At 70.8% G+C, this 16,769-nt stretch carries 16 protein-coding genes; 11 read left to right on the top strand and 5 right to left on the bottom strand.

Annotated elements, in window-relative coordinates; translation table 11 throughout:
* Window positions 1-17: 17 nt before the first annotated feature.
* The 4 genes from ABZX79_RS04470 to ABZX79_RS04455 all read right to left on the bottom strand — a co-directional run bounded on the left by ABZX79_RS04470 (window position 18) and on the right by ABZX79_RS04455 (window position 3,323).
* Window positions 18-1,226, bottom strand: a complete 1,209-nt coding sequence (locus tag ABZX79_RS04470; protein ID WP_355251442.1) for an MFS transporter — start codon at window positions 1,224-1,226, stop codon at window positions 18-20.
* Between the two features lie 169 nt (window positions 1,227-1,395).
* Window positions 1,396-1,557, bottom strand: coding sequence for a hypothetical protein (locus ABZX79_RS04465; protein ID WP_355252034.1), 162 nt, complete (start codon window positions 1,555-1,557; stop codon window positions 1,396-1,398).
* 28 nt (window positions 1,558-1,585) lie between these two features.
* Window positions 1,586-1,831 (bottom strand): hypothetical protein, encoded by a 246-nt coding sequence (locus ABZX79_RS04460; RefSeq protein WP_355251439.1) that lies wholly within the window; start codon window positions 1,829-1,831, stop codon window positions 1,586-1,588.
* Between the two features lie 181 nt (window positions 1,832-2,012).
* The gene (locus tag ABZX79_RS04455) at window positions 2,013-3,323 is read right to left on the bottom strand and encodes a helix-turn-helix domain-containing protein (protein WP_355251436.1); all 1,311 of its coding nucleotides are present in this window, start codon (window positions 3,321-3,323) and stop codon (window positions 2,013-2,015) included.
* Window positions 3,324-3,493: 170 nt separating this feature from the next.
* Between ABZX79_RS04455 and ABZX79_RS04450 the strand changes: the two genes are divergently transcribed.
* Window positions 3,494-3,829, top strand: a complete 336-nt coding sequence (locus tag ABZX79_RS04450; RefSeq protein WP_355251433.1) for a GYD domain-containing protein — start codon at window positions 3,494-3,496, stop codon at window positions 3,827-3,829.
* A 16-nt stretch (window positions 3,830-3,845) separates the two neighbouring features.
* Here the strand turns inward: ABZX79_RS04450 and ABZX79_RS04445 are convergent, their stop codons facing one another.
* Window positions 3,846-4,784 carry a LysR family transcriptional regulator gene (locus tag ABZX79_RS04445; protein ID WP_355251431.1) on the bottom strand — a complete coding sequence of 313 codons (939 nt, stop codon included), beginning with the start codon at window positions 4,782-4,784 and terminating at the stop codon, window positions 3,846-3,848.
* Window positions 4,785-4,911: 127 nt separating this feature from the next.
* On the opposite strand from ABZX79_RS04445, the gene ABZX79_RS04440 reads away from it, so the two are divergent.
* From ABZX79_RS04440 to ABZX79_RS04395, 10 genes are all read left to right on the top strand, one after another.
* A complete protein-coding gene (locus ABZX79_RS04440) occupies window positions 4,912-5,910 on the top strand; it encodes a fumarylacetoacetate hydrolase family protein (RefSeq protein WP_355251428.1) in 999 nt (332 codons plus the stop codon).
* Window positions 5,907-6,869, top strand: coding sequence for a cyclase family protein (locus ABZX79_RS04435; protein WP_355251426.1), 963 nt, complete (start codon window positions 5,907-5,909; stop codon window positions 6,867-6,869). The genes ABZX79_RS04440 and ABZX79_RS04435 overlap by 4 nt, the downstream gene beginning before the upstream one ends.
* A 66-nt stretch (window positions 6,870-6,935) precedes the next feature.
* Entirely contained in the window at window positions 6,936-8,117 is a 1,182-nt protein-coding gene (locus ABZX79_RS04430) for an FAD-dependent oxidoreductase (RefSeq protein WP_355251424.1), read from the top strand.
* Window positions 8,114-9,115 (top strand): amidohydrolase family protein, encoded by a 1,002-nt coding sequence (locus ABZX79_RS04425; RefSeq protein ID WP_355251421.1) that lies wholly within the window; start codon window positions 8,114-8,116, stop codon window positions 9,113-9,115. Before ABZX79_RS04430 ends, ABZX79_RS04425 begins: the two co-directional genes overlap by 4 nt.
* 31 nt (window positions 9,116-9,146) lie before the next feature.
* A complete protein-coding gene (locus tag ABZX79_RS04420) occupies window positions 9,147-10,085 on the top strand; it encodes a VOC family protein (protein ID WP_355251418.1) in 939 nt (312 codons plus the stop codon).
* A gap of 39 nt (window positions 10,086-10,124) precedes the next feature.
* The gene (locus ABZX79_RS04415; protein WP_355251416.1) at window positions 10,125-11,084 is read left to right on the top strand and encodes a fumarylacetoacetate hydrolase family protein; all 960 of its coding nucleotides are present in this window, start codon (window positions 10,125-10,127) and stop codon (window positions 11,082-11,084) included.
* The gene (locus ABZX79_RS04410; protein WP_355251413.1) at window positions 11,081-11,851 is read left to right on the top strand and encodes an SDR family oxidoreductase; all 771 of its coding nucleotides are present in this window, start codon (window positions 11,081-11,083) and stop codon (window positions 11,849-11,851) included. The genes ABZX79_RS04415 and ABZX79_RS04410 overlap by 4 nt, the downstream gene beginning before the upstream one ends.
* A gap of 143 nt (window positions 11,852-11,994) precedes the next feature.
* Window positions 11,995-13,158: an L-rhamnose isomerase gene (gene rhaI / locus ABZX79_RS04405; RefSeq protein WP_355251410.1), complete on the top strand. Its 1,164-nt coding sequence runs from the start codon at window positions 11,995-11,997 to the stop codon at window positions 13,156-13,158.
* Window positions 13,159-13,236: 78 nt separating this feature from the next.
* The gene (locus tag ABZX79_RS04400; protein ID WP_355251407.1) at window positions 13,237-15,282 is read left to right on the top strand and encodes a bifunctional aldolase/short-chain dehydrogenase; all 2,046 of its coding nucleotides are present in this window, start codon (window positions 13,237-13,239) and stop codon (window positions 15,280-15,282) included.
* Window positions 15,279-16,742 carry an FGGY-family carbohydrate kinase gene (locus tag ABZX79_RS04395; RefSeq protein ID WP_355251405.1) on the top strand — a complete coding sequence of 488 codons (1,464 nt, stop codon included), beginning with the start codon at window positions 15,279-15,281 and terminating at the stop codon, window positions 16,740-16,742. The genes ABZX79_RS04400 and ABZX79_RS04395 overlap by 4 nt, the downstream gene beginning before the upstream one ends.
* Window positions 16,743-16,769: the final 27 nt, after the last annotated feature.

The following is a 16,769-nucleotide window of genomic DNA, read 5'->3' as shown; positions in this document are numbered from 1 at the left end:
CCTGCGTGAGTGACCTGCTATTCCTGCGGGGCTCCCACCGCGACCGCCGCCCCGCGACGCGCGAAGAGCAGCAGCGCGCCGCCCACCAGCGCGGACGCGAGGCCGAGGAGGCCGACGGCCGCGGCCAGGCTGCCTACGACGCCTTCCAGCGCCAGCAGTACGAGCGGGCACACGAACGCGCCCCCGAAGAATGCCGCCAGCCACAGTCCGGTGCCCCGGCCTCGGTCCGCGTAGTCGAGCCGGGACATCGCCAGGGTGAGAAGGGAGGGCAGGAGGACGCCCGTACCGAAGCAGTTGAGGACCGCCCCGGCGACCAGGACCGTGGGGTTGTCGGCGAGGGCCATCACCACGAATCCGGCCGCGCACAGCGCGAATACGGCGGGGAGCCTGCGTGCCGGTGTGCCGGAGAACTTGGTGAAGGCGATGGAGCCGGCGACGGTGGCGGCGCTGGCGATCGCGGTGGCCAGACCTATGGCGCCGGTCGAGTCGACGCCCAAGTCGTCCATCAGGTACGCCATTTCGACCGGAACGGTGTAGAACACCATGGCGCCGAACACGGTCAGCCCGCAGATCCCGGCCAGCCGCCGCACGGGGAAGGGCGTCCGCGGCTGCGCCGCACCGGCGTCGGAGGCGGTCGCGCCGCCGGACCGGGGCCTCGGGAGGAAGGCGGCCATGGCGGGAGCGATCAGCAGGCTGACGGCGTAGATCCAGAACGGGGCCCGCCAGCCTGCCGAACCCGCCACTCCACCGAGTACGAAGAAGACCGTCGCGGAGGCCGAGGAACACATCGTCTGCAGAGCGAGGTAGCGATCGCGTACGCGGCCGCTGTAGTAGTCGCCGATCAGCGTGGTGCAGCAGGTCATGATCGCCGCCTCGACGACGCCGACCAGCGCGCGGCTCGCCACGATCGCGCCGAGGGAATCCAGCCACAGCGGGGCGGTGCCGAAGACGGCGTAGAGCACGGTCGCGACGACCAGCAGCCGTTTGCGGCCGAGCCGGTCCACGATCACCCCGGCAAACGGGGCGAGCAGGGCGAGTGCGAGGGCCGGGATCGTCAGCGCGACGGGAACCAGCACCTTCGCACCGGCCACGCCGTCGAAGTGGTCCTGCATCCTCGGCAGCACCGGAGCGATCAGGACAGCGCCCAGAATCGGCAGACAGCTGCCGGCCATCAGCAGTGTTACGCGCAACCGGTGCGCTGCGGAGGGGGAATCAGATGCGGGCATGCGGAAGCTCCACTTGGCGCTGGCAGGGGGGAACAGGCCGCGTCACGGCCAGGGTTACGCCACGCCTCGCGTGGGGAACTGCCACGACTATGAGCCAGGCCGGAAGCCCCGCATAGCCCCCGCCCCATCGATATCCCGGATCAGCTTCATCCGCCCCGTGGATGAGGCGTCACCGTGGGACCACCAGACGGTCGGCGACCGCCGGCAGCCGCCGCTTTCCCACGACGCCGCAGCACAGGCCTCCGTACAGCGTGCAGAGGAGTCCGGTACGGGTGTAGCCGCTCCAGAAGAGCGAGTACACCAGCGCCGGCAGCAGGCAGGAGGCTGCCACCCGGCGAACAAAACCTCGGCGGTCGTCATCAGTGCTCCACATCGGCATGGCGGTCGTACCGCGCGGCCGTCCGCAGCAGGAGCGAAGCCTGGACGAGGAGTGCCAGCATGCCGATGCTCGTCTCTCCCCAGGTACGGGTGGCCATGAACTCGGCGGCGGCGAGGGCGAGCAGCAGATGTACGCCGAAGGTCAGCCCATTGACCACCGCTAAGGACTTGCCTGGGCGGTGCGGCTGTGGTCGATGACGAAGCCGGTGGGCATGTTGTTGGGCCATGACGGTCTCCCGGCGACGGGCGGGACCGCGGGCGGATCACCCGCGATGCGCGCTCACCAGAGCACGTACTGCCAGGCCCGTCGATGCGGTCTGAGCGCGCTGTTGTCCACGCCCAACGCGGCTACGGAGTCACTGTGCTGATGCCCACTCAGCCGGCCGCCGCCCACGAGCAAACGCGTCGTCAAAGGGCCGGCGGAGTACGCGATGCGTCAGGGGCGCCGAGTGCGGCGGCCGGCCCGAGCAGGCGCAGGGCGTCGAGGGCGAGGGTGAGTTGTACGAGATCGCGGGGCCGGGACAGCTCGAGGCCCGTGATCTGCTCGAAGCGGCGCAGCCGGTTGAGCACGGTGTTGCGGTGGCAGAGCATGTGCCGGGCGGTCTGGACGGCGGAGCCGCCCTTCTCGATCCAGACACCGAGGGTGTCGAACAGCGTTTCCCGGTCAGCGGGTTCCAGGGCGTAGACGGGCTGGAGCACCTGGAGGGTCAGTTCGGCGGACAGGTCGGGGCGTGAGAGCAGGAGACCGTCGGGCAGGCGGGAGTCGAGCCGGGCGATCTCGCCTTCGGCCCGGCACGTGCGCAGCGCGAGTCCGGCCATGTCACGCGCCCGCGGCAGGCTGTGCAGACCCTGGACGACCGGGCTGACACCGATGCGGAGTCCGGTACCGGCGGCCAGGCCCGACACGAGCGCGTCCAGGGGCCGGTCGCCCAGGTGGGCGACGAGCACGGCACGCTGCCCGCGGGTGTGGCGCAGGATCCGGATGCCGCGCACCTCGGGAACGGCCTCCGGCAGCCGGCCGTACGGCGGCGTGGCTCCTACCACCGCGACCGCGAACCGTCCGTCCAGCGGCAGACCGAGGATCGCCGCCGCGTCCCGGGTGAACTCGGGTTCGTTGCGGCTCTCCAGCAAGGCGGCGAGGATCAGGCGGACGCGTTCGCCGTGCCGGCTGGCGACGCCTTTGGCGACCTGCCGGTAGGCGTCGGCGACCAGGACGGCGTCGCGGTCGTTGTGCTTCCACACCAGCTCGGCCACGTGCACCAGTTGGCGCGTGTCACCGAGCCCGTCCCGCTCCACCGCGCGGATGATCCCGCTCCAGACCTCCGAGCCGGCGACGCGGTAGGCATGCATCACCTCGTCGAGCGGACGGCCCTCTTCCGCGCGTCGGATGCCCAGTTCCCTGGTGTACCGCTCGACGTCCACGAAGTTCCCCGGATCCAGTCCGGCTTCCAGCCCGTGGCGGACGCCGGTGCCCACGGACCGCGGCAGGTCGGCCGGCGCGAGCACCGGGTCGGCGTAGTACGGCACCTCGGCGCGGATCTTCTCCACCACGGCGTCCGTGAATTCCGTGCCGCGTCCCAGCAGCCGCCGACAGGCCCGGTGGAAGAGCTGGACAGGCGAGGACTCCACGGCGCCGGCGGCCGACGGACCACCGACGGCGACGTCATGGCCGCGCGCCCGCTCCGGGCGAACGCTGCCGGGGACGGCATTGGTGTGCATGGGCCCTCCATACGGATGGGACGTGCGAGAACACCACGGCGAGTCGCCCTGTACGGCACCCTCGGGAGGCCACCATGCTAAGCAGTCGGTTATCCCAGGGCGAGGTCTCAGCCAAACCGTGATGATTCCGCCACATCGGCCGTGACACGCAGCAGCGAACGGGAGAGATGATGCCGCTCTATCTCACGAGGTTCAGCTACACACCGGAGACCTGGGCCAGGCTGATCGCCAATCCGGAAGACCGTGGAAGAGCCGCTCAACAGTACGTCGAGTCGGTCGGTGGGACGCTCCACGGGTTCTGGTACGCCTTCGGCTCGCACGACGGCTACACCTTGTGGGAAGCCCCCGACAACGTCTCCATGGCGGCGGTCGCGCTGGCGATCACGGGAGGCCGGGCACTCAGCTCGTTCGAAACGACGGTGCTGCTGACCGTTGACGAAACGATGGACGCCTTGCGCAAGGCCCGGGAAGTCCAGTACCGAGCGCCCGGCACGCAAAACACCTGAGCCGCGGGCTCCGCGCTCAGCCCTCCGTCGGACGGGAGGTTTCCGCCGGTACGTCGCTGAGTCCGGCGCCCACGCGGACGGCGGTCTCACGGAGCCAGATGTGCGCCGCGTCGTGGGTGTGCACCGGGTGCCACCACAGGGCTTGGCGCAGCGGGACGGCCTCATAGGGCGGCGGCAGGACGCGGACGGCCGCGACCCCGCTGAGCAGGTGGGCGAGGCGGCTCTGCACCAGCGCGACGCGCCGGGTCCCGGAGACCAGGAAGGGCAGGCTCTGAAAGCTGTCGGCGGACACTTCCACCCGCGGTTCGATGCCGAGCATGCCGAGCTGGCGTACGGCTGGAGCGTCGTACGTGCGCTGGTAGGTCACCCACGGCAGGCGGGCCAGATCCTGCTTGGTGAGCCGCTCGCCGACCTCCGGATTGCCCTCGGCGACCAGGAAGACCCACGCGTCCTCGTAGAGATCGCTGAACGGCATGTCGCTGATGACTCCGTGCGGCATGAGCAAGCCGTCGCTGGCACTGAGGAGGGTGGCGGTGTTGTCGACGACGGTGGGCGGCGTCTGTGTGAAGCGAAGGCGGATTCCCGGGGCCTCGGTGTGCACGACCCGAGCGAGCTCGGCGCCGAAGACGGCCACCGCGTAGTCCGAGGCGATCAGCGAAAACTCCCGCGACTCGGTGGCCGGGTCGAAGTCCGCCTGGCTGGTGAAGAGCCGTTCCAGCAGGTCACATGCCGTGGAGGTGCGGTCCAGGAGCACCTGGCCGAGGGCGGTCAGCTCGTAGTGGCCGCCGACCCGGTCCAGCAGGTCGTCGTCGAAGTGGCGGCGCAGCCGGGCGAGGGCCGCGCTCATCGCGGGCTGGCTCAGACCGACCCGTTTTCCGGCGCGGGTGACGTTGCGCTCCTCCAGCAGCGCCCGCAGCGCGACGACCAGATTGAGGTCGAGGCTGGCCAGGTTCATTGCCGGCCCCGCGCGGGCCGGCGAACGTCGTCGGGCATAAACAGCATGGATGCTTCCTATCCACAGAATCGATTTCCCTGATCCAGGTCGGCGGGTCCAGATTAGTCCCCACGCACTACAGGAGGACATGTCCGTGAAACCCGCAGCCATATCCGCGCCCTTCGCCGGCCCCTTCGCGCTCGGCACTCCCTCCGTTCCCGGACAGGCCCCTTTCCCCGCGCTCGCCGTTGCGGAGGGCAAGGTGATCGACCTGTGCCCAGCCTTCGCTCAGCCGGAGTTGACGATCCGTTCGCTGCTGGAGCGCTGGGACGAGGTCCTGCCCCGGCTGCACGAGCTGGCCGGCGATCGGGGTCAGGCATGGCAGCCACTGGAGGGTCTGCGCGTACACGCTCCGATTGAGCCCCGGCAGGTCTTCCAGTCCGGCGCCAACTACCGGCAGCACGTGATCGACCTGCACGTCGCACACCGCGCGCCGGACGACACCCGCACGGTCGAGGAGGCGCGGGAGGAGGCCGCCGCGGTGATGGACCGGCGTGCGGCGGAAGACCTGCCGTACGTGTTCATCGGACTTCCCAGCGCGATCACGGGTCCGTACGACGACGTCGTACTGCCCGCCTGGGCTGATCAGCCCGACTGGGAGCTGGAGCTGGCGGCGGTCGTCTCCAAGCCCGCCTACCAGGTGTCGGTCGAGGAGGCCCTGGAGTACGTCGCGGGTTACACGATCGCCAACGACCTGACCGACCGGGCCACGGTCTTCCGCCGTGACATGCCGCAGATCGGCACCGACTGGCTGCGCAGCAAGAACGCTCCCGATTTCACGCCGCTCGGCCCGTGGATCGTGCCCGCCGGATCGATCGCGGACCCGGGCGACCTGCGCGTCACGCTCAAGCTCAACGGCGAGGCCATGCAGGACGAGTCCACCAAGGACATGATCTTCTCCGTGGCCCGCGTGGTGTCGTACGCCTCGCAGTCGGCCCGTCTCCTGCCCGGCGACCTGGTGCTGACCGGCAGCCCCGCCGGCAACGGCATGCACTGGGGCCGGCTGCTGCGCGACGGTGACGTGATGGACGGCTCGATCACCGGTCTCGGCGCCCAGCGCACCCGCTGCGTGGCGGAAGCGTCATGAGCCCCGACCGCCGGGACCCCGAAGGGGAGATAGCCGAGGCAGCCCGGGCGTGCTCCAACTGGGGGCGCTGGGGCGAGGACGACGTCCTGGGCACCCTCAACTTCCTGGACGCGGCCAAGCGCCGCGAGGGCGCCGCACTGGTCCGGCGCGGCGTGAGCTTCTCGCTGTCCCAGGCGTTCGACATGAACGGCCCGCAGAAGGGCTGGCGTCGGCGGACCAACCCGGTCCACACCATGCTCGACACGGGCGTGGACGCGGCTCTCGGCAACCAGGGCTTCCCGCACGGCATCGGCGGCGCCGACGACGTGATCGCCATGCCGCTGCAGTGTTCCACCCAGTGGGACGGCCTCGGCCACATCTTCGACCACGGCAAAGCGTGGAACGGGCGGGCCGCGGAGAAGGTCGTCACCTCCGAGGGCGACCTGGTCACGGGCATTGAGCACATGGCTCCGTACGTCGCCGGACGCGGAGTGCTGCTCGACGTCGGCCGTGTCGTGGGTGAGGACGGCGAACTGCCCGACGGCTTCGCCATCACCGAGGAACACCTGGAGCGCACCGCCGACGCCCACGGTGTGACCGTCGGCCGCGGCGACATCGTCGTCGTACGCACCGGGCAGCTCAGCCGCGCCCGGCGCGAAGGGTGGGGCGACTACGCGGGCGGGCACGCTCCCGGCCTCTCCTTCACCACCGCCGGCTGGCTGCACCGTACCGAGATCGCCGCGATCGCCACCGACACCTGGGGCTTCGAGGTGCGGCCCAACGAGTTCGACCATGCCTTCCAGCCCCTGCACCAGGTGGTGATTCCCCACATCGGCCTGCTCATCGGCGAGATGTGGGACCTCGACGCGCTGGCCGGCGACTGCGCCGACGACGGCGCGTACGCGTTCTGGCTCACCGCCGCGCCCCTGCCCATCACCGGGGCGGTCGGCTCGCCCGTCAACCCCGTCGCGGTCAAGTAGCCGCCGTACATCCATTTCGTCATCGCCGACGCCCGAGCCGCGCGGCCTCGCGGGAGGACCCCCGACATGACCGATACCGATACGCAAGCCCGTCCCCGTTCCCGTTCCGTCCTCGTCATCGGCGGTGGAGCAGCCGGGAACGCCGTCACCGTCCTGCTGCGTCGCTCAGGCATCGCGGTCGACCTCGTCGAGGCCAGGGCCGACTGGAACGCCACCGCCGGTTCCGGCATCACCTTGCAGGGCAACGCGCTGCGCGTACTGCGCGAGCTGGGTGTGTGGGAACAGGTGAAGTCCTCGGGCTTCGGCTTCGGGTCCGTGGGGATCACCGCTGTCGACGGTACGGTCCTTCACGTCGCCCGCGACATCCGCGCCGGCGGTGACGACCTGCCCGCCACGGTGGGCATGCAGCGTCCTCAGTTGCAGCAGATCCTCATCGAAGCCGTCCGCGCGAGCGGCGCCTCGGTCCGTCTCGGAACCACCGCCGAGATCATGGGCCAGGACTCCGCGGGTGTCTCGGTGCGGTTCAGCGACGGCAGCGAGGGCCGCTACGACCTGGTCGTCGCCGCCGACGGCCTGGGCTCCGCCACCCGCGCCGCCATCGGCATCAGCGACAAGCCCGAACCCACGGGCATGGCCATCTGGCGGGTGGCCGCGCCGCGCCCGACCGGAGTGACCCGTACCGACCTCGCCTACGGCGGCCCGGTGTTCATCGCCGGCTACTGCCCGACCAGCGACACCACGCTCTACGCGTACGTCGTCGAGAAGAACCGCGACCGGGCCTCGATCGCCCCGGAGACGTACGCGGACGAAATGCGCCGTCTGGCGTCCGGGTACGGCGGCGCCTGGCCGGCGATCGCCGCGAGCATCACCGACCCGGAGAAGGTCAACTACACCTGGTTCGACCGCATGCTGGTCGAGGGCTCCTGGCACCGTGGACGGGTCGTCCTCGTCGGTGACGCCGCCCACTGCTGCCCGCCCACCATCGCCCAGGGCGCCGCCATGTCCCTGGAGGACGCGCTCGTCCTCGCCGAGCTGCTCACCGCTTCCGACGCTTGGGACGCTTCGGACGCTTGGGACGCTTGGGACGACGACCTGCTCCAGCGTTACTACGAACGCCGCATCCCCCGCGTACGAGCCGTGGTCGAGGCGTCGGTCCAGATCGGCCAGTGGCAGCTCGACGGGGTCCGCGACGCGGACGTGCCCGGGCTGATGGGCCGCACGATGACGATGCTGAAGGAACTGCCGTGACGACACCCACTGTCGACGTCCACGCCCACGTCCTGCTGCCCGGCGTCGAAGGGCTGGTCGCGGGCCTGCCCGCTCTGGCCGAGGCCAAGAAGCTGGACGCCCGGCGCAACGGACCGGCGGCGCTGGCCGTCAGCGGCCCCATGGTCGCCGCACGCGTTCCCCGGCTCACCGATGTCGCCGCCCGGCTCGCCACGATGGACATGCAGGGCGTGGACGTGCAACTGGTCAGCCCGTCCCCCTCGCACTACCACTACTGGGCCGACGAGGAGACGGCCGAGAAGGTGTACCGGCTGGCCAACGAAGCCACCGCTGCCCACTGCGCTCAGGCACCCGACCGGCTGCGCGGCCTCGGGCTCGTACCCCTGCAGCATCCCGGGGCGTGCGTCGAGGCACTCGACCATGCCCTGGAACAGGGGCTGCTCGGAGTCGAGATCTCCAGTCACGCGCCCGGCCGCGAACTGTCGGACCCGGCCTACGAACCCCTGTGGGCACGGGCCGAGAAGACCGGTGCGGTGCTGTTCCTGCACCCCTTCGGATGCACGCTCGACGAGCGGCTGGACCAGTGGTACCTGTCCAACACCGTCGGCCAGCCCACCGAGAACGCCGTCGCGCTGTCCCACCTCATCTTCTCCGGCGTCCTCGACCGCCACCCCGAACTGCGCATCGTGGCCGCCCACGGCGGCGGCTACCTTCCGACCCACATCGGCCGCAGCGACCACGCCTGGTCCACCCGCCCGGATGCGGGCGCCTCCTGCGCCCACCCGCCCAGCACCTATCTCCGGCGGCTGTACTTCGACTCACTCGTGCACAGCCCGCACGTCCTGCGCTCGCTGGTCCAGCTCGCGGGCGCCGACCGGGTGCTGCTGGGCTCCGACTTCCCCTTCGACATGGGCAGCGAGGATCCGCTCGGCGCACTGCGTGCCGCGCACCTGCCGGGTGCCGAGTTCGACGCCGTACGCGGCGGCAACGCGGCCACGCTGCTCCACCTGACCCGCTGACCTGATGCTCCCGACCGCGAAGGAAACCGTCATGGGCAACCGTCTGCTCACCCATCTGCGGCACGTCGACCTCGCCGTGCCCGACTACGACAAGCAGCTCGACTTCTACGCGGGTGTCTGGGGCCTGACCAAGGTCGCCGACGACTCCGGGATCTCCTTCCTCGCCGCCGAGGGCAGCCCGGAGCAGTACGTCGTACGGCTGCGCAAGGCCGACGAGAAGCGCCTCGATCTCGTCTCGTACGGCGCCGCCACCCCGGCCGATGTCGACACCCTCGCCGAGGAACTCCTCGCGGGCGGCGTCCAGTTGGTCTCCCGCCCGGGAAATGTCGACACTCTCGGTGGCGGTTACGGCTTCCGCTTCTTCGACGTCGACGGGCGCACCATCGAGGTCTCCGCCGACGTCGAGGTCCGGCAGCACCGCAAGATCGAGGAGAAGGAGTCCATCCCGGTCAAGCTGTCCCACGTGGTGCTCAACTCCCCCGACCTGAACCGCACTCGCGCGTGGTACGAGCGCCACCTCGGCTTCCGTCTCTCCGACACGCTCAGCTCGCCGCACATGGGCGAGGTCATGCACTTCATGCGGATCAGCAACCAGCACCACTCCATGGCCATTGCCCAGGGACCGCACACCTCCTTGCACCACGTCTCCTTCGAGATGCGCGGCATCGACGAGTACATGCGCGGCTCCGGCCGTGTCATGCGCGCCGGGTTCCAAAAGGTCTGGGGGCCGGGGCGGCACATGGCGGGCGACAACACCTTCACGTACTTCCTCGACCCGCACGGCAACACCGTCGAGTACACCACCGAGCTCGAAGACCTCGACGAAGACACCTGGCACCCGCACGTGTACGACTTCTCGCAGCCCGAGGTCACCGACCAGTGGGGCACCGCCAACGCCATGAACGAACTGGTCGCCAAGGAGTCGTTCAACGACCCGGACCACGGCTGCTTCGTCGCCCCGCCGGTCTGACGCCTCCCCCTCCCCCCAGCCCCCGCCCGGAGTGCCCCCATGCGTTTCGCCTCGTACGAACACCTCGGCCGTCGCCATGTCGGCGTCGCCGAGGACGACGGCCACCTCTACCCCGTCCCCGGCCACGACACCCTGCTCGGCCTGATCCGCACCGGCCGTCTGCACGACGCCGGCGCCACCACACTTGACGTACCGCGCGGGCCGCGGCTGAGCGACGTGGACCTGCTCGCGCCGCTCCAGCCGCCGACCGTACGGGACTTCGTCACCTTCGAGGAGCACGTCGAGGGTGTACGCCGCTCGGTGAGCGGGGCCGAGGGCGTGCCCGGCCAGTGGTACGAGGCCCCCACCTTCTACTTCACCAACCCGTACGCCGTCATAGGCCCCCACGACGACGTGCCGATGCCGCCCGGCTCGTCGGTCCTGGACTTCGAGCTCGAAGTCGCCGCCGTCATCGGGCGCGAGGGCCGCGACCTCACGCCCGAGCAGGCCCGCGACCACATCGTCGGCTACACCGTCTTCAACGACTGGTCGGCCCGGGACCTCCAGTCCGCCGAGATGCGGGTCGGCCTCGGCCCCTGCAAGGGCAAGGACACCGCGACCACGCTCGGCCCCCTCCTCGTCACGGCCGACGAAATGGAGACCTACCGCGACAGCGACGGTTTCCTGCGCCTGGCGCTCACCGCCGAGGTCAACGGCGAGGTCGTCGGCACGGACCTGCTCTCCAACATGAGCTGGACCTTCGAGGAGATGGTCGCCTACGCCTCCCGCGGCACCTACGTCATGCCCGGTGACGTCCTCGGCTCGGGCACCTGCGGCAACGGCGGCTGCCTCGCCGAACTCTGGGGCGTACGAGGCAGGCAGACTCCCCCACCGCTGAAGCCCGGTGACACCGTCACGCTCACCGTCGAAGGCATCGGGACCGTATCCAACACCGTCGTACCCGGTGTGGATCCGGTTCCGCTGCCCACCGCCCGCAGCCGCCCCAGGCTGCGCCCATGAACCACGCGGCCATGAATCCGCTCGCAGGAAAGGTCGTGGTCGTCACCGGTGCGGCCAGGGGCCAAGGCGCCGCCGAAGCCGAAGCCCTGACGGCGGCGGGCGCCACCGTCATCGCCACCGACGTGACCGGGGCACCGGGCTGCCTGCGCCTCGACGTCACCAGCGAAGCGGAGTGGGCCGCGCTCGCCGCCCGGCTGCGCCGCGACCACGGCCAGCTCCACGGCCTGGTCAACAACGCGGGCATCACCTGGCGGGCCCGCCTGGGCGAGGTGACCGCCGACGACTTCGGCCGCGTCCACGCCGTCAACGTCACCGGCCCCCTGCTCGGCATCCAGCACCTCGCACCGCTGATGCCGCCCGGCGGCTCCATCGTCAACGTCGGCTCCTCCGCCGCTCTCACCGGCCATTACCCGGTCGCCTACACCGCGAGCAAATGGGCCCTGCGCGGCCTGTCCAGGACCGCGTGCACGGAACTCGGCCCCTGCGGCATCCGCGTCAACACGATTCACCCCGGCTTCATCGAGACCGAGATGACCGCCTCGGCAGCTCCGGCGTTCCGGGACGTGAGTGTGCGCGAGACACCTCTCGGCCGTACCGGAACCGTCGACGACATCACCCCCCTCGTCGTCTTCCTCCTCTCCGACGCCGTGTCGTTCGTCACGGGTGCCGAAATCCCCGTCGACGGCGGCTACACCGCGCACGGCGGCGCGAAATCCGTCTCCGACGCCATGCGGACGGCTGCTCCCTGCGAAAGGAAGCCCTGCTGAACCGCCGGCTGGGCGTGCGGACTCGCTTCACGCGTAGCCGAGATCAGCCCGTTGAATCCATTCATACTTAACCGTCCCTCGCTCTTGACCAGCCAAACCCTTACGCCTAGTCTCCCGGTGAATCGATTCACTTCGAGGTGGCTATGACTGACGAGAACACGGCTGTAAAGGCCGCCCTGAAAGCCCAGGCCGTCGAGACGCCCTCCTGGGCCTACGGCAACTCCGGCACACGCTTCAAGGTGTTCGCCCAGCCCGGTGTCCCGCGCACCCCGTGGGAGAAGCTGGACGACGCGGCGAAGGTCCACGAGTTCACCGGGGCCGCCCCGACGGTCGCGCTGCACATCCCGTGGGACAAGGTCGATGACTACGCCGCGCTGGCCGCGTACGCCGAAGAGCGGGGCGTACGGCTGGGCACGATCAACTCCAACACCTTCCAGGACGACGACTACCGGCTCGGCAGTGTGTGCCACCCCGATGCCAAGGTGCGCCGCAAGGCCGTGGACCATCTGCTCGCGTGCCTGGACGTCATGGACGCCACGGGTTCGAGGGACCTGAAGCTGTGGTTCGCGGACGGCACCAACTACCCCGGCCAGGACGACGTCCGGGAGCGCCAGGACCGGCTGGCCGCAGCGTTGCGGGAGGTGTACGACCGGCTGGGCGAGGGCCGGCGGATACTGCTGGAGTACAAGTTCTTCGAGCCCGCCTTCTACACCACCGATGTCCCGGACTGGGGCACCGCCTACGCGCACTGCCTGAAGCTCGGCCCCAAGGCGCAGGTGGTGGTGGACACCGGGCACCACGCGCCGGGCACGAACATCGAGTTCATCGTCGCGACGCTGTTGCGCGAGGGGAAACTCGGCGGCTTCGACTTCAACTCCCGCTTCTACGCCGACGACGACCTCATGGCGGGTGCCGCGGACCCCTTCCAGCTCTTCCGGATCATGTACGAGGTGGTCGCGGGCGGCGGTCTCAGCGCGGAAGTCGCCTTCATGCTCGACCAGTGCCACAACATCGAGGCCAAGATCCCCGCGATCATCCGCTCCGTGATGAACGTGCAGGAGGCCACCGCCAAGGCCCTGCGGGTCGACCGGGAGGCACTCGCCGCCGCCCAGCGGGCCGGCGACGTACTGGGCGCGAACGCTGTACTGATGGACGCCTACAACACCGACGTCCGCCCGCTACTCGCCGAGCTCCGCGAGGAGTCGGGTCTCGACCCGGAGCCCGTCGCCGCCTACCGGCGCTCGGGCTGGGCACAGAAGACCGCCGAGGAACGGGTCGGCGGTGAACAAGCGGGCTGGGGCGCCTGAGCGGCGCGCCCGCTACCGGCACACACCTGTTTTCGCCCTATCTCGCTCCCCTCTCTCTCCCGGCCCGAAGGACGACACATGCCCTCCGCACTCCATCCCGCGCCGGCCGCCCTGCTGGCGCGCTCGCACCGCCTGGGCGCGGACCCGCGCAACACCAACTACGCGGGCGGCAACGCCTCCGCGAAGGGCACCGGTACGGACCCCGCGACCGGTGGCGCCGTCGAGCTGATGTGGGTCAAGGGCTCGGGCGGCGACCTCGGCACGCTCACCGCGCCGGGTCTCGCCGTCCTGCGCCTGGACCGGCTGCGGGCGCTGAAGGACGTCTATCCGGGAGTGGAGCGCGAGGACGAGATGGTCACCGCGTTCGACTACTGCCTTCACGGCAAGGGCGGCGCCGCCCCGTCCATCGACACGGCGATGCACGGCCTGGTGGACGCGCCGCACGTCGACCACCTCCACCCGGACTCGGGCATCGCGCTGGCCTGCGCCGCCGACGGCGAGAAGCTGACCGCCGAGTGCTTCGGCGACACGGTGGTGTGGGTGCCGTGGCGGCGACCCGGCTTCCAGCTGGGCCTCGACATCGCCGCGGTCAAAGAGGCCAACCCCCAGGCCATCGGCTGCGTCCTGGGCGGCCACGGCATCACCGCCTGGGGCAAGACCTCGCAGGAGTGCGAACGCAACTCGCTGCACATCATCCGCACCGCGGAGGCGTTCCTCGCCGACAAGGGCCGACCGGATCCCTTCGGCCCGGTGATCGAGGGTTACGAGGCGCTGCCGCAGGCCGAGCGCCGGGAGCGGGCCGCGGCGCTCGCGCCCCACATCCGCGCCGTGGCTTCGCAGGACCGTCCGCAGATCGGCCACTTCACCGACTCCGATACGGTCCTCGACTTCCTGGCCCGCGCCGAGCACCCGCGCCTGGCGGCCCTGGGCACGTCCTGCCCCGACCACTTCCTCCGTACGAAGGTCAGGCCCCTGCTCCTCGACGTGCCGCCCGGCGCACCGCTGGAGGACGTGGTCGCCCGGCTGGGGGAACTGCACGCCGAGTACCGCGCGCAGTACGCGGCGTACTACACGCGGCATGCGGTGGCCGACTCGCCGCCGATGCGCGGCGCGGACCCGGCGATCGTCCTCGTACCGGGCGTGGGCATGTTCAGTTTCGGCAAGGACAAGCAGACAGCGCGCGTCGCCGGCGAGTTCTACGTCAACGCGATCAACGTCATGCGCGGCGCCGAGGCGGTCTCGGCGTACTCCCCGATCGAGGAGTCGGAAAAGTTTCGCATCGAGTACTGGTCCCTGGAGGAGGCCAAGCTCCGGCGGATGCCGCAGCCCAAGCCACTGGCCGCGCGGGTGGCGTTGGTGACGGGCGCCGGCAGCGGCATCGGCAGGGCCATCGCGCGGCGGCTCTCGGCCGAGGGCGCGTGCGTCGTCGTCGCGGACCTGAACGCCGAAGGCGCGCAGGCGGTGGCCGGCGAACTGGGCGGCTTCGACAAGGCCGTTGCCGTCACCGTGGACGTCACCTCCGAGGAACAGATCACCGAGGCGTTCAAGACCGCGGTGCTGGCGTTCGGCGGGGTCGACCTGGTCGTCAACAACGCCGGCGTCTCCATCTCCAAGCCGCTGCTGGAGACCACGGCGAAGGACTGGGATCTGCAGCACGACATCATGGCCCGCGGCTCCTTCCTGGTCTCCCGGGAAGCCGCTCGGGTGATGATCGCGCAGGGTCTGGGCGGTGACCTGGTGTACATCGCGTCCAAGAACGCCGTTTTCGCGGGCCCCCACAACATCGCGTACTCGGCGACCAAGGCCGACCAGGCGCACCAGGTGCGCCTCCTGGCGGCCGAGCTCGGCGAGCACGGCATCCGGGTCAACGGCGTCAACCCCGACGGCGTGGTGCGCGGCTCCGGAATCTTCGCGGGCGGCTGGGGCGCGCAGCGGGCGGCGGTGTACGGGGTGGAGGAGGACAAGCTCGGCGCGTTCTACGCCCAGCGGACCCTGCTCAAGCGGGAGGTGCTGCCGGAGCATGTCGCGAACGCGGTGTTCGCTCTGACGGGCGGGGACTTGACGCACACGACCGGGGTGCACGTTCCGGTCGACGCCGGCGTGGCCGCCGCGTTCCTGCGATGAGAGGTACGAGGTCGTACGCGGCGGTCGACCTCGGCGCGTCCAGCGGGCGCGTCATGGTCGGCCGGATCGCGGCCGGGCCCGCCGGGGCCGAGTCGCTGGAGCTGACGCAGGCGCACCGCTTCCCCAACCAGCCGGTGCGGCTCGCCGAAGGACTGCGATGGGACGTCCTCGGGCTGTACGCCGGCGTCATCGCCGGACTCCGCGCGGCCGGGCAGGCCGACTCGGTCGGCATCGACAGCTGGGCGGTCGACTACGGCCTGCTCGACGCGGACGGAACACTGCTCGGCAACCCGGTGCACTACCGGGACGGCCGGACCGAAGACGTGGCGGAGCGGGTGTGGGCGCGTGTACCGGCGTCCGAGCTGTACGCGGTGACGGGCATTCAGTACGCGCCGTTCAACACGCTCTATCAGCTGGTGGCGGCGCAGGACACTGTCCACCTCGCCGCCGCCCGGCGCCTGTTGCTCATCCCCGATCTGATCGCGTACTGGCTCACCGGCCTCCAGGGCACGGAGCTGACGAACGCCTCGACCACCCAGCTGATCGACCCGCGCACCGGCGACTGGGCCCGTGGCCCGGCCGGGCGGCTGGGCATCGACCTCTCGCTGTTCCCGCCGCTGCGGCGCCCGGGGGACCCGGCGGGCACCCTGCTCCCCCACGTGCTGGAGGAGACCCGGTTGCTGGGCCCCGTGCCGGTGACGACCGTCGGCTCGCACGACACCGCCTCGGCGGTCGCCGCCGTACCCGCGACGGACGGGGAACGGTTCGCCTACATCTGCACGGGCACCTGGTCGCTGGCGGGCCTGGAACTGGACGCCCCGGTCCTCAGCGAGGCGAGCCGCGGCGCCAACTTCACCAACGAACTCGGGCTCGACGGCACGATCCGCTACCTGCGCAACATCATGGGTCTGTGGCTCCTCCAGGAGTGCCTGCGGGAATGGGGGTCGCCGGAACTGGCGCCGCTGCTCCGGGAGGCGGCCGGGGCGGCGCCCCTGCGGTCGGTGGTCGATGCGGGTGACCCGGGTTTTCTCGCACCCGGCCGGATGCCGCAGCGCATCGCCCACGCGTGCCGCGCCACCGGTCAGCCGGTGCCCTCCACGCCCGCGGAGGTCACGCGCTGCGTCCTGGACTCCCTGGCGCTGGCGCACCGGCGTGCCGTCGACGACGCGCAGCGGCTCGCGGACCACCCCGTCGACGTCGTCCATGTGGTCGGCGGCGGGGCCCGCAACGAGCTCCTGTGCCGGCTCACCGCCGACGCCTGCGGGCTGCCCGTGGTCGCGGGGCCGGCCGAAGCCGCGGCGCTGGGCAACGTCCTGGTGCAGGCGAGGGCCGGGGGTCTGCTCGGCGACCGGGCCGCGATGCGCCGCCTGATCGCCGGGACGCAGCCTCTCAGGCGCTACGAACCGACGGGTGACCGGGCGGCGTGGGACGCGGCCGCGGGCCGGACCGCCCGGCGCTGATCCTCCGGAGGTGTCCTTCACTCACCA

This window comes from Streptomyces sp. NPDC002994, assembly GCF_040611155.1.
Lineage (GTDB): Bacteria > Actinomycetota > Actinomycetes > Streptomycetales > Streptomycetaceae > Streptomyces.
The sequence above is the reverse complement of the archived record's forward strand: the minus strand, read 5'-3'. Positions and strand labels throughout refer to the sequence as shown.

Bases quoted from the DNA above. Each gene is read 5' to 3' on its own strand.
- ABZX79_RS04470 (WP_355251442.1), bottom strand. From the start codon at position 1,226: ATGCCCGCATCTGATTCCCCCTCCGCAGCGCACCGGTTGCGCGTAACA.
- ABZX79_RS04460 (WP_355251439.1), bottom strand. From the start codon at position 1,831: ATGGCCCAACAACATGCCCACCGGCTTCGTCATCGACCACAGCCGCAC.
- ABZX79_RS04455 (WP_355251436.1), bottom strand. From the start codon at position 3,323: ATGCACACCAATGCCGTCCCCGGCAGCGTTCGCCCGGAGCGGGCGCGC.
- ABZX79_RS04450 (WP_355251433.1), top strand. From the start codon at position 3,494: ATGCCGCTCTATCTCACGAGGTTCAGCTACACACCGGAGACCTGGGCC.
- ABZX79_RS04445 (WP_355251431.1), bottom strand. From the start codon at position 4,784: ATGAACCTGGCCAGCCTCGACCTCAATCTGGTCGTCGCGCTGCGGGCG.
- ABZX79_RS04440 (WP_355251428.1), top strand. From the start codon at position 4,912: ATGTCCGTGAAACCCGCAGCCATATCCGCGCCCTTCGCCGGCCCCTTC.
- ABZX79_RS04435 (WP_355251426.1), top strand. From the start codon at position 5,907: ATGAGCCCCGACCGCCGGGACCCCGAAGGGGAGATAGCCGAGGCAGCC.
- ABZX79_RS04430 (WP_355251424.1), top strand. From the start codon at position 6,936: ATGACCGATACCGATACGCAAGCCCGTCCCCGTTCCCGTTCCGTCCTC.
- ABZX79_RS04420 (WP_355251418.1), top strand. From the start codon at position 9,147: ATGGGCAACCGTCTGCTCACCCATCTGCGGCACGTCGACCTCGCCGTG.
- ABZX79_RS04415 (WP_355251416.1), top strand. From the start codon at position 10,125: ATGCGTTTCGCCTCGTACGAACACCTCGGCCGTCGCCATGTCGGCGTC.
- ABZX79_RS04410 (WP_355251413.1), top strand. From the start codon at position 11,081: ATGAACCACGCGGCCATGAATCCGCTCGCAGGAAAGGTCGTGGTCGTC.
- rhaI (WP_355251410.1), top strand. From the start codon at position 11,995: ATGACTGACGAGAACACGGCTGTAAAGGCCGCCCTGAAAGCCCAGGCC.
- ABZX79_RS04400 (WP_355251407.1), top strand. From the start codon at position 13,237: ATGCCCTCCGCACTCCATCCCGCGCCGGCCGCCCTGCTGGCGCGCTCG.
- ABZX79_RS04395 (WP_355251405.1), top strand. From the start codon at position 15,279: ATGAGAGGTACGAGGTCGTACGCGGCGGTCGACCTCGGCGCGTCCAGC.